Raw genomic sequence first — 11,923 nt, 5'->3', positions numbered from 1 at the left:
CCCGGTCCGGGCCAGATCATTGCCTTCGTCCGAAGCGCACCGGGGTACACGTCGGAGAGCGCCGTACATAAGGAAATAGTCAATTAGACTTTCCTCAAGTTGGACGGACTGTTGGCGGCACTCCTGAAACGCGAGACAGGAAAAAAGGAACGCAGATCGCCAATGCTCACCGCGCACCTTTTACGAAACGTGGTAAAGAACTCGTTAACCCGGATGAGAAATTTTTAACTTTTGCTATTTCGGGCCGGTTTTGCGCGCGAAACTCGACCTTCATCCGGTCCAGGCGCGGCATCGTCCCCTGCCAATCTGTCGGGGCGGCGTCGATCCAATCGCCTCGGCTGCGCTCGCGAAAGCGGATCTGCGGCACCATGCGCAGTATCGGGGGATCAGAAATTCTCGGTCCAGGGCCGCAATTCCACTTCCTGCGACCAGGCGCTGCGATGCTGCAGCAGAACGTCGATATAGGATTGGGCGATCGCGTCGGGCGAAAGCGTGCCGTCGGGCCTGTCTTCCCGGTCGGGTCTGGTCGCCGACCGCACGGCGCCGTCGATGATGAAATGCGCCACATGGATGCCGAGCGGCCCCAGCTCGCGGGCCGCACTCTGCGCCAGGCCGCGCAGCGCGAATTTGCCCATCGCGAAGGGTGCCGACTGCGCAAAACCCTTGACGCTGGCCGTCGCCCCCGTCAGCAGGATCGCGCCGCGCCCATGCGGGATCATCCGCCTTGCCGCCTGCTGCGCAACGAGGAAGCCGCCGAAGGCGCTCGTGGCGATCGCCTGCTGAACCTCCGCAGGGTCAAGCTCGGCAATCGGTCCGCGCAGCCGTCCGCTGGCATTGTAGATCACCACGTCGGGCTCGCCGATTTCGGCATCGACACGCTCGAACAGGGCCGAGACCGCCGCCGGCTGCGCGGCGTCGGTGGCAAAGGCCCTGGCCCCGGTCTCGTCGAGCAGCGGTCCGAGCTTGCCGATATTGCGCGCCGCAAGCCCGACCTTCACGCCGCGTTCCGAAAGCGCGCGGGCAAGCGAGCCGCTGATGCCGGAACCGGCGCCGACGATGAGCGCGCTGCGATAGGGAAACTCGGCCATGATCTTCTCCTTGGGATGAACCTTCCGGAGAGGTAGGCAGTCGCGGCGGTTCAAAAAACCGCCGGACGCGAATTTTTCACGCTTGCGGCGCGTCGATCGAAAGCCCGCAGATGCGCGAGAGGTGCGCGAGCGGCAGCCCCGTTTCCCCGGCCCAGCGGTTGAACGTCTGCTGGATCAGCTGCTGGTCCTTCTTGCCGGTCCCGGACGCCGAAAGCGGCACGCCCGCATCCCTGAGGCAGGCCAGCACGTCCGTCGTCATGATGAAGCCGTCGCGGCCGATGCCGCGCAGGAAATATTGTCCGGTCGCCCCGCCGAGCCGGTTGCCGCGTTTGCTGAGCACCTCGAGCAGGCCGATATGATCCTCGCGCGGCCAGTCCGCGAAAAAGGCGCCGGCGCTGCCGGCCTCGTTCGCCAGTTCGCGCACGAAGGCGGCGTTGGCGCGCACCGACATGATCTTCGCGCCGTTTTTGACGATGCGGTCGTCGCCGGTCAGGTCGTGCCAGAACTCGTCGGGAGCGATGTTGAGGGCGGCAGGATCGAAGCCTTCGAAAGCCTCTTCGAAGCCCGGCCATTTATTGTCGATGACCTTGTGTACGAAGCCGCTGTAGAAGATCCGCCGCGTCATCTGCGAAAGAATGCGGTCGTCGGGCAACGCGCGCAGCGCATCATGGTCCGGCAGGGCGGGCAGCATCGCCTTCAGCGCGTCGGCGCCGCCTTTTCTCTGCTCGGCGCGCTTGCGGATAGTGTCGAAATCGCTCAAGGCTCGGCTCCCGGATAACGTTGCTGGTGCAAGCCTATGCCGGGAGCGGCCCGATCTTCAAGCCGCGCGACCGATGCTCAGGCGGCGACAGGTTCGCGCACGTCGTCGAGCAGGAAATGCACGACGAGGTAATCGGTCCTGTAGTGCCGCCCGCTGTCGCCGACCTTCTCCTCCGAGCCGCCGTCGGCGGGATGCCAGGGGTGATAGTGCGGATTGGTGACGATCAGCGTCACCGCCTTGCCGGCATAGGGACCTTCGGCCGGCCGGAAGCGCATTTCGGCAAGCGGCCAGATGCGTTCGTAGGTTTCCATCGGAATGCGCACCCGAAGCGCCTTGCGCGGAGCCGGCGGCTCGTCATGGACTGCCAGCCTTTCGCCGTTGACCGGCTCGACCGCAACAGGTTCGATCGTCACTTCCTCCGCCGCATCGAAAATGGAATTGAACTCCGCAGGCCACGTCCTTCTCATGAAATCGCTCCTCCCAGGCTCTTTCTGCAGGTCTGATGGAATGTAGCGCGCTTAGCCGGAGAAGGAAACGGGCAGCATGCCGTTTGCAGCAGCTCGTTTCGCCTCTCACAAAATTGCGCGCATGCGGAATTTGACGTTTACGCAAACGTCAATATTTTGTAAGAGAGTCTCAAGGCCGGAGCGATCCGGTCGGCGAATTGGAGGAATTCGAACGATGCCAGTCTACAAGGCCCCGGTGAACGACACGCTTTTCGTACTCAACGACGTGCTGGGTCTCGAACGCTACAACAATCTTCCGGGCTTTGCCGATGCCACGCCTGACATGGTGGAGGCCATTCTGGGCGAGGCGGCCAAGGTGGCCGAGGAGGCACTGTTTCCTCTGAACTATTCCGGCGATCAGCAAGGTTGCCAGCGTCATGGCGACGGCACGGTCTCCACGCCGAAGGGGTTCAAGGAGGCCTATCGGGCCTATCGCGAAGGCGGCTGGATCGGTCTTGCCGTGCCGGAGGAATTCGGCGGCCAGGGCCTGCCCTATACGCTTCATGCCGCCGTCGGCGAATATACCTCGGCCGCCAACATGTCGCTGATGATGTATCCGGGCCTGACGCAGGGCGCGATTGCCGCCATCCTCGTCCACGGCACCGACGAGCAGAAGAGCACCTACCTGCCGAAGATGGTGGACGGCTCCTGGTCCGGCACCATGAACCTCACCGAGCCGCATTGCGGCACCGATCTCGGCATGTTGCGCACCAGGGCGGTGCCGCAGCCCGACGGCAGCTACAGGATTTCGGGCCAGAAGATCTTCATCTCCGCCGGCGAGCATGACCTGACCGACAACATCGTCCATCTCGTGCTCGCCCGCATCGAAGGCGCGCCTGAGGGCACCAAGGGCATCTCGCTCTTCATCGTGCCGAAATTCCTCGTCAACGCGGACGGCAGCCTGGGCGCCCGCAATGGCGTCAGCTGTGGCGCGATCGAGCACAAGATGGGCATTCACGCCAACGCCACCTGCGTCATGAACTACGACGGGGCGACCGGTTTCCTGATCGGCGCCGAAAACCGCGGCCTCAACGCCATGTTCGTGATGATGAACGAGGCCCGGCTGATGGTCGGCCTGCAGGGCATTGCCGTTGCCGAAATCGCCTATCAGAATGCCGCGAACTACGCCCGCGAGCGCATCCAGGGCCGCTCGCTCTCCGGTCCCAAGGCGCCGGACAGGAAGGCCGACCCGATCATCGTCCACCCGGATATCCGCCGCGCACTGATGACGATCCGGTCCTTCAACGAGGCCGGCCGCGCCTTCCTGCTCTGGACGGCGCTGAAATCGGATATCGCCCACCGCGCCAGCGACGAGAAGGAACGCCAGACGGCCGACGATATTCTCGGCCTCGTCACGCCGATCCTCAAGGGCGTGATGACCGACAGGGGCTTCGACCACGCCGTCATGGCCCAGCAGGTCTTCGGCGGCCACGGCTATATCGAAGAAAACGGCATGAGCCAGTATGTACGCGATGCCCGCATCGCCATGATCTATGAAGGAGCGAACGGCATCCAGGCGCTCGATCTCGTCGGCCGCAAGCTGGCGCTGAACGGCGGCCGCGCCGCCATGGCGCTCTTCAAGGAGATCGGCGATTTCTGCGAGGAAAACCGTGCTGACGAGCAGCTGAGCTTCTTCACCAAGCACCTGAAGAAGGGCTTGAACGACGTCCAGGGCGCGACCATGTGGTTCATGCAGAACGCCATGGCCAAGCCCGACAATGCCGGTGCCGGTTCGACCGATTACATGCACCTCTTCGGCCTCGTCGTTCTCGGCTACATGTGGGCGCGCATGGCCAAAGCCGCCAACGAACGCCTTGCCGCCGGCGACGCACGCGAGGATTATCTGAGGAACAAGCTGATTACGGCGAAATTCTTCATGGAGCGCATCATGCCCGAGACCGCCTTGCGCAAGGCCCGCATCGAAACCGGCGCCGACACGATGATGGAACTGGCCGCCGAAGCCTTCTGATTGGAGCCCCTTCTCCACGCAGGGGAGAAGGTGGCCCGAAGGGCCGGATGAGGGGGCCGCAAGCGCAGTCGTCTCCGGTTTCTGCCGGTCGGAAGAAAGAAATTCACCGGCGCTTCCGCGCCGCCAGGGAGATGAGACAATGACCGAGGTTTTCATTTACGATCACGTCCGCACGCCCCGCGGCCGCGGCAAGAAGGATGGCTCACTCCATGAAGTGCCGTCCGTGCGCCTTGCGGCCAGGACGCTGGAGGCGATCCGCGACCGCAACGGGCTGAACACCGAAACGGTCGACGACATCATCATGGGCTGCGTCGATCCGGTCATGGATGCCGGCGCCGTCATCCCCAAGGCCGCCGCGTTTGAGGCCGGTTATTCCACCAGGGCGCCCGGCATGCAGATCTCCCGCTTCTGCGCCTCCGGCCTCGATGCCGTCAATTTCGCCGCCGGCAAGATCGCGCAAGGGGCAGACGATATCGTCATTGCCGGCGGCGTCGAAAGCATGTCGCGCGTCGGCCTCGGCATGTCCGGCGGCGCGTGGTTCATGGACCCTTCGGTGAATTTTCCGGCCTATTTCATGCCGCAGGGCGTCTCGGCCGATCTCATCGCCACCAAATACGGTTTCTCGCGCGACGATGTCGATGCCTATGCCGTCGAAAGCCAGAAGCGGGCGGCCAATGCCTGGAACAACGGCTGGTTCAAGAATTCCGTCATCCCGGTCAAGGACCAGAACGGCCTGACCATCCTGGCCCATGACGAGCACATGCGCCCCGGCACCGACATGCAGGCGCTCGCCTCGCTCAATCCCTCCTTCCAGATGCCCGGCGAAATGGGCGGCTTCGAAGCCGTCGCCATCCAGGCCCATCCGGAAGTCGAGCGCGTCAACTATGTCCACCATGCCGGCAATTCCTCGGGCATCGTCGACGGCGCCGCTGCCGTCCTGCTCGGCTCGAAGGCCGGGGGAGCAAGCATGGGCCTGAAGCCGCGCGCCCGCGTCAAGGCCTTCGCCAATATCGGCTCGGATCCTGCCCTGATGCTGACCGGCCCCGTCGATGTCACCGAAAAGCTCTTGAAGCGCACGGGCATGACGCTTGCCGATATCGACCTTTTCGAGCTCAACGAGGCCTTCGCCGCCGTCGTGCTGCGCTACATGCAGGCCTTCGAGATCGGACACGACCGGATCAACGTCAACGGCGGCGCGATCGCCATGGGCCATCCGCTCGGCGCGACCGGCGCCATGATCCTCGGCACCGTGCTGGACGAACTGGAGCGCCGCGACCTCAACACCGCGCTTGTCACCCTCTGCATCGGCGCCGGCATGGGCACGGCAACCGTCATCGAACGCGTCTAAGGGAGAGAGACGATGAGCTACACCAATTTCACCGTCGAGACCGATGCCGACGGTATCGCCCTTGTCACCTGGGACATGCCCGGCAGGTCGATGAACCTCTTCACCCAGGAGGTGATGGACGAGCTCGACGCCATCGTCGATGCGACCGTCGCCGACAGCGCCGTCAAGGGCGTCGTCATCACCTCGGGCAAATCCTCCTTCTCGGGCGGCGCCGATCTCTCGATGATCAAGGCGATGTTCTCCTTCTACCAGCAGGAGAAGACCGCCGATCCCGAGAGAGCCGCGCAAAAACTCTTCGATCTCGTCGGCCGCATGACCGGTCTCTACCGCAAGCTCGAAACCTGCGGCAAACCCTGGGTCTCGGCCATCAACGGCACCTGCATGGGCGGCGCCTTCGAAATGTCGCTCGCCTGCCACGGCCGCGTCGCCTCCAACGCGAAGAGCGTCAAGATCGGCCTGCCGGAAGTCAAGGTCGGCCTCTTCCCCGGTGCGGGCGGCACGCAGCGCGTCGCGCGCCTGACCGATGCCCAGTCCGCCCTGCAGATGATGACGACGGGCCAGTCGCTGAACGCCTCGCGCGCCAAGGCGATGAACCTCGTTCATCAGGTGGTCGAGCCGGATCAGCTGATCCCGGCCGCCAAGCAGATGATCAAGGATGGCCTGAAGCCTGTCGCCCCCTGGGACGAGAAGGGCTTCAAGGTGCCCGGCGGCGGCATCTGGACGCCGGCCGCGGCCCAGCTCTGGCCGGCCGCGCCCGCCATCCTGCGCCGCGAGACGGCCGGCAACTATCCCGCCGCGCTCGCCATCCTGAAATGCGTCTACGAGGGCCTGCAGCTGCCCTTCGATACGGCGCTGAAGATCGAGCAGCGTTATTTCACCCAGGTGCTGCGGACCACCGAAGCCTTCTCGATGATCCGCTCGCTCTTCATTTCCATGCAGGAGCTCGGCAAGGGCGCCCGCCGCCCGGCCGGCGTGCCGAAGAGCGAGCTGAAGAAGGTCGGCGTCGTCGGCGCCGGCTTCATGGGCGCCTCGATCGCCTATGTCACGGCTGCCGCCGGTTTCGATGTCACCCTCATCGACCGCGATATCGAAGCCGCCACCAAGGGCAGGGGCGTCGGCGAAGGCCTCGTCAAGGATTCCATTGGTAAGGGTCGTCTTACCCAGGAGGAGGGTGCCGCACTTCTCTCCCGCATCACGCCCTCTGCCGACTACGGCGATTTGAAGGATGCCGATCTCGTCATCGAAGCGGTCTTCGAAGACCGTGCCGTCAAGAAGGCGGTCATCGAACAGGTGGAAGCCGTCATCCCGCAAACCACCATCTTCGCCTCCAATACCTCGACCCTGCCGATCACGGGCCTTGCCGAAAATTCGAAGCGGCCCGACCAGTTCATCGGCCTGCATTTCTTCTCGCCGGTCGAGAAGATGATGCTGACGGAAGTCATTCTCGGCAGAAAGACGGGCGACAAAGCGCTCGCCGTCGCCCTGGATTATGTCGCCGCGATCAGGAAAACCCCCATCGTCGTCAACGATACCAGAGGCTTCTTCGTCAACCGCTGCGTCTTCCGCTATATCCACGAAGCCTACGACATACTGATCGAAGGCGTGCCGGCGGCGATGATCGAGAATGCCGCCAAGATGGCCGGCATGCCGGTCGGCCCGCTCTCGCTGAACGACGAGGTGGCGATCGATCTGTCGCAGAAGATCCTCAAGGCGACTGTTGCCGATCTCGGCCCGAAAGCCGTCGACGAACGCCACCTTGCCCTCATCAACCGGCTGGTGGACGAACTCGACCGCCGCGGCCGCAAGAACGGCAAGGGCTTCTACGAATACCCGGCCAAGCCCGCCAAAAAATTCCTCTGGCCCGAGCTGAAGACCCTCTATGCGCAGAAGCCGGCCGCCGAGATCGACGTCGATATCCTGAAGCAGCGCTTCCTGGTGACGATCGCGCTCGAGGCCGCCCGCACCATGGAGGAGGGCATCGTCACCGACCCGCGCGAAGCAGACGTCGGCTCCATCCTCGGCTTCGGTTTCGCGCCCTATACCGGCGGTGCGCTGAGCTATATCGACGGCATGGGCGTGAAGGCCTTCGTGGACCTTGCCGAAAAGCTGGCCGCTGCCTACGGCGACCACTTCAAGCCGACACCGCTCCTGAAGGACATGGCCGCCAGGGGCGAAACCTTCTACGGCCGCTTCGACCCCTATCCGGCCGCTGAAAGGGTGGCATGAGCGGAGCATCCGGGGTCCCTCGCTGCAGCGCGGAGAGGGCTAGCGTGAGCGGCTCCGGGTCTCGGGCAGATCCAGGGGCCATATCTTGTCCTTGCCCTATCGCGCGGCCGCTTGGAAGCTTTCTCCGCCCGAAACGTTTTGGGCGAGCCGCGCAACGGCGGCCGGCCCGCCATGGGCGGCAATCCAGCGGTCCACGCGGCAGGCCGCCCGCGCGTAGAGTTCCTGCGTGCGTGCCGTCTCCACCCAGGCGCTGCGCGTCGTCGGCATGTCGCCGCCGGGTTCGATCAGGCAGCGGTCGCCATTGCCGGCCTGCCGCAGATAGCGCGGGTCGGCAGAGATGTCCGCGGCAAGGCCTTCGTCGAACCATTGCGGAATGGCCCTGTTCCAGGTCTTCACCAGCCCCAGCCGGCTGTGCAGCTCGATATGCGAGAGTTCGTGGGCGGCGATCACGTCGCTCGTGCCGCGCGGCGAAAGAAACAGCGCCCAATCGAGGATCGCCTGCCCGCGCGAGCCGCCACCGATCGGCTGATAACAATCCTCGCTCTTGCAGATCAGGATGCGGGGCCTGCCGTCAAGCGCACCGTAAAAATCCGCCACGCGTTCGCGCGCGGCCGCAACGACGGCTTGCGCCTGCTCGCGCTCCCCGACGCTCATGGTCTTTTCCACATAGATGCCGTTGCCGAGCCCCGTGAACCCATAGCAGTAAGGGCAGGCGACAGCCGCGACGGCGGGATAGGCGAAAGCCGTGCCCGCAACGGCAAGGACAAGAAAGGCCGCAAGGCCGATGACGATTTTCATGAGCGCTCCTCCGCGAGATGATCGCGACGGTGGGACCGGAAATCGCCATTTCCATGGCCGGTCGCCGGCGGGAAATGGCAAGGGATCGCACTCCGCATTCTCGCCTACCTCACAAATCTCTCGCCGGGCGCCTATATGCCTGTCTGGAATCATGACAAAAGGCGTGCAGGGCACCCTTCAGTTTAAGCGATGGAATCATGAAAAAGATCGGTTTTCTCTCCTTCGGGCATTGGACGCCCTCGCCGCAATCCCAGACGCGATCGGCAGGCGATACGCTGCTGCAGTCGATCGATCTTGCCGTCACCGCCGAGGAACTGGGCGCGGATGGCGCCTATTTCCGCGTCCATCATTTCGCCCGCCAGCTTGCCTCGCCCTTCCCGCTGCTGGCCGCCGTCGGTGCGCGCACCAGCCGCATCGAGATCGGCACGGCGGTCATCGACATGCGCTACGAGAACCCGCTCTACATGGCCGAAGATGCCGGCGCGGCCGATCTGATTGCGCGCGGGCGCCTGCAGCTCGGCATCAGCCGCGGCTCGCCGGAGCAGGTCATCGATGGCTGGCGCTATTTCGGCTACAACCCGCCGGAGGGCCAGAGCGATGCCGATATGGGCCGCCGCCATGCCGAAGTCTTCCTCGAAGTGTTGAAGGGCGAAGGTTTCGCCGAGCCCAATCCGCGACCGATGTTTCCCAATCCGCCCGGCCTCCTGCGCCTCGAGCCGCATTCGGCCGGCCTGCGCGAGCGCATCTGGTGGGGTGCCGGCTCGAATGCCACGGCCGTCTGGGCCGCCAGGCTCGGCATGAACCTGCAGAGCTCGACGCTGAAGGACGACGAGACCGGCGAAGCCTTCCATATCCAGCAGGCCAAGCAGATCCGCGCCTATCGCGCGGCCTGGAGGGAGGCCGGCCATCAGCGCGAGCCGCGCGTTTCCGTCAGCCGCAGCATCTTCGCGCTGGTCAACGATCGCGACCGCTCCTATTTCGGCTATGGCAATGAGGGCCAGGACAAGATCGGCTTCATCGACGAGAACACGAGAGCGATCTTCGGCCGCTCCTATGCCGCCGAGCCCGACGCCCTCGTCGAGGAGCTGAAAAAGGACGAAGCGATCGCCGAGGCCGATACGCTGCTGCTGACCGTCCCCAACCAGCTCGGCGTGGAATACAATGCCCACGTCATCGAATCGATCCTGAAATATGTCGCCCCGGCGCTCGGCTGGCGGTGATCGTCTCGGCCGACGGTCCTATGCCGTCGCCGTCTGCTTTGCTGCGCGCAAGGCCATCAGTCCGGCAAGGCTGACGAGCACGATTGCCGTGGCGTAGATATCGGTGGTCAGGCCGTAGCCGATCGATTTGACCAGGAAGCCGGCAAGGATCGCCGGCAGGCTGAAGGCCAGATAGCTCTGGACATAGAAGGCCGAAAGCAGGCCGGCGCGCTCCTCCGGCCTGGCAAGCGGCATGATCGTGCCGATCGAGCCGAGGAAGTTGGTGCCGAAACCGGCGCCGGTCAAAAGCGTGCCGACCAGCAGCAGCGGCACGCTGGCAAGATGCACGCCGCCGACCACCGTCGCGATGCCGGCTGTCTGGGAGGCAACGCCGAAGACGAGATTGGCCTTCGGGCTGCGGCTGCGCCGCAGGAAAACGGCGATTGCCCCCGACAGCATCAGCGCTGCGACGACAGCCCCGCCCGTCAGCGGCGCCCGGCTGCCGGTGGTGGAGGCAACCAGCGAGGGCACGAGCGACAGGTAGAAGCCGCCGAGCGTCCAGTTGGCGATGTTGATCGGCGTCACCAGCGACAGCGGCTTGCGCACCTGCGGCGGAATGAAAACCGCAGGCTTCAGCGCGTTGAGGATGCCGGGCCGCGTACCGCCGGTTTCGCGCGTCAGCCACAGCGCAAAGGCCTGCACGGCAAAGGCGGCCAGCAGCAGCGCATAGACGAGATGCAGCGGCTCGGGTCCGTACTGGATCAGCGCGCTCGTGCCGATGGCGCCGATCGCCATGCCGGAGAGCGGCGCGAGCGAGTTGACGATCTGCCCCTTTGCCCGGTCGATATCGACAAGGGCCGCACCGAGCGAGGCGCCGGCAATGCCTGTCGCAAGCCCCTGCACGATGCGCGCCGCGATCAGCCATTGCGGCCCGCTGGCCAGGCAAAACAGCGCCATGGCGATGATTTCGAGCACCAGCGCGCCGAAAATGACGGGGCGCCGCCCGAGGTGATCGGAGATCGAGCCGGCAATCAGGAGGGCCGCCAGCAGCGCGAAGGCGTAGACGGCGAAGATCACCGTGATGAGGAGGGGCGAGAGGGCGAATGTTTCCTGATAGATGCGGTAGAGCGGCGTCGGCGCCGCCGAGGCGCCGAAGAATATGGCAAGCGTCAGCGCATGGAAGCCCATGGGAGACGAATTCCGGATAGATTCGTGAGCGCCGGCCATGTAAGCTCCTTAAGGCTAATTCGTTGCGTTAGCCCCATCTAGGCGAGGTGAGGCTTAAAAGCAAATAATTTGCGTTAATGGATCGATGAAAGTTTCTGAACTGTTTGTGCCGGAGCCGTTTCAGCGAAAATGTGCAGCGCATTTGCGATAACGACATGTAAGGACAAAAGCCTAAAATGCGGCGCGCGAATCTGAGAGAACGCGGCCTGCGTCAGGTGGAGAAAGTTGGGTTTGGAATGGCAGTGAAAGAGAATGTCCGTCCGGGCGGCAGAAGTGCGCGTGTCCAGGCTTCCGTGCATGCCGCCGTGCGTGTGCTGCTTGCGGAGATGAGCCGGCCGGAGATCACCGTTCCGTTGATCGCGGCGCGGGCGGGCGTGACCCCGTCCACCATCTATCGCCGCTGGGGCGACCTGCAGGAATTGCTGGCCGATGTCGCCGTCGAACGTCTCCGCCCCGATATGGAGCCGGTCGATACCGGAACCGGTGCCGGTGATCTGGAAGCCTGGGCCGAACAATATGCGGAGGAAATGTCCTCCGGCCCCGGTCGGGAATATGTGCGCGACGTGCTCGCCGCCCAGACCTGCGACAATGCCAGCAAGTGCTGCAACTTCACCCGTCAGCAGATCGAGGCGATTGCCGGCCGGGCGAAGGCGAGGGGGGAGGCCTTTCCCGATATCGATGCGGTGATGGACCGTGTGGTCGCCCCCATCATGTACCGTATCCTGTTCGGCGACGCCCCGAGCGCCGCCCGCGTCCGGGAGCTTGTCGGCCATCTCTTCGGCCGCCGCAAGGCCGCCTGATC

The 11,923-nt window shown here is 64.4% G+C and carries 11 protein-coding genes; 5 read left to right on the top strand and 6 right to left on the bottom strand.

The window, feature by feature from the left end; all coding sequences use genetic code 11:
- Positions 1-166 precede the first annotated feature (166 nt).
- From ACFPWW_RS23890 to ACFPWW_RS23875, 4 genes are all read right to left on the bottom strand, one after another.
- Positions 167-370 (bottom strand): hypothetical protein, encoded by a 204-nt coding sequence (locus tag ACFPWW_RS23890; protein WP_377313459.1) that lies wholly within the window; start codon positions 368-370, stop codon positions 167-169.
- A gap of 16 nt (positions 371-386) precedes the next feature.
- On the bottom strand, positions 387-1,088 hold the full coding sequence (locus ACFPWW_RS23885) for an SDR family NAD(P)-dependent oxidoreductase (RefSeq protein ID WP_112567035.1): 702 nt from the start codon (positions 1,086-1,088) through the stop codon (positions 387-389).
- A 76-nt stretch (positions 1,089-1,164) separates the two neighbouring features.
- Positions 1,165-1,848, bottom strand: a complete 684-nt coding sequence (locus ACFPWW_RS23880; protein WP_377313457.1) for a DNA-3-methyladenine glycosylase I — start codon at positions 1,846-1,848, stop codon at positions 1,165-1,167.
- Between the two features lie 77 nt (positions 1,849-1,925).
- Positions 1,926-2,315: a hypothetical protein gene (locus ACFPWW_RS23875; RefSeq protein WP_112567029.1), complete on the bottom strand. Its 390-nt coding sequence runs from the start codon at positions 2,313-2,315 to the stop codon at positions 1,926-1,928.
- 214 nt (positions 2,316-2,529) lie between these two features.
- On the opposite strand from ACFPWW_RS23875, the gene ACFPWW_RS23870 reads away from it, so the two are divergent.
- The 3 genes from ACFPWW_RS23870 to ACFPWW_RS23860 all read left to right on the top strand — a co-directional run bounded on the left by ACFPWW_RS23870 (position 2,530) and on the right by ACFPWW_RS23860 (position 7,897).
- A complete protein-coding gene (locus ACFPWW_RS23870) occupies positions 2,530-4,323 on the top strand; it encodes an acyl-CoA dehydrogenase C-terminal domain-containing protein (protein WP_112567025.1) in 1,794 nt (597 codons plus the stop codon).
- Positions 4,324-4,462: 139 nt separating this feature from the next.
- Positions 4,463-5,671, top strand: a complete 1,209-nt coding sequence (locus tag ACFPWW_RS23865) for an acetyl-CoA C-acetyltransferase (RefSeq protein ID WP_377313454.1) — start codon at positions 4,463-4,465, stop codon at positions 5,669-5,671.
- 12 nt (positions 5,672-5,683) lie between these two features.
- Complete coding sequence (locus ACFPWW_RS23860; RefSeq protein WP_377313452.1) at positions 5,684-7,897, top strand: FAD-dependent oxidoreductase; 2,214 nt, start codon at positions 5,684-5,686, stop codon at positions 7,895-7,897.
- 96 nt (positions 7,898-7,993) lie between these two features.
- Here the strand turns inward: ACFPWW_RS23860 and ACFPWW_RS23855 are convergent, their stop codons facing one another.
- On the bottom strand, positions 7,994-8,695 hold the full coding sequence (locus tag ACFPWW_RS23855) for a hypothetical protein (RefSeq protein WP_377313450.1): 702 nt from the start codon (positions 8,693-8,695) through the stop codon (positions 7,994-7,996).
- A gap of 197 nt (positions 8,696-8,892) precedes the next feature.
- Here ACFPWW_RS23855 and ACFPWW_RS23850 point away from each other — a divergent pair, with 197 nt between their 5' ends.
- Positions 8,893-9,915: an LLM class flavin-dependent oxidoreductase gene (locus tag ACFPWW_RS23850; protein ID WP_377313448.1), complete on the top strand. Its 1,023-nt coding sequence runs from the start codon at positions 8,893-8,895 to the stop codon at positions 9,913-9,915.
- 18 nt (positions 9,916-9,933) lie between these two features.
- Here ACFPWW_RS23850 and ACFPWW_RS23845 read toward each other — a convergent pair whose 3' ends face one another.
- Entirely contained in the window at positions 9,934-11,121 is a 1,188-nt protein-coding gene (locus tag ACFPWW_RS23845) for an MFS transporter (RefSeq protein ID WP_377313446.1), read from the bottom strand.
- Positions 11,122-11,357: 236 nt separating this feature from the next.
- Between ACFPWW_RS23845 and ACFPWW_RS23840 the strand changes: the two genes are divergently transcribed.
- Complete coding sequence (locus ACFPWW_RS23840) at positions 11,358-11,921, top strand: TetR/AcrR family transcriptional regulator (RefSeq protein WP_112566999.1); 564 nt, start codon at positions 11,358-11,360, stop codon at positions 11,919-11,921.
- Positions 11,922-11,923: the final 2 nt, after the last annotated feature.

Origin of the sequence: Rhizobium sp. GCM10022189 (genome assembly GCF_042656325.1) — a bacterium.
Classification (GTDB): Bacteria; Pseudomonadota; Alphaproteobacteria; order Rhizobiales; family Rhizobiaceae; genus Rhizobium.
Note: the sequence above shows the minus strand (reverse complement) of the source record. Positions and strands in the feature narration are given on the sequence as shown.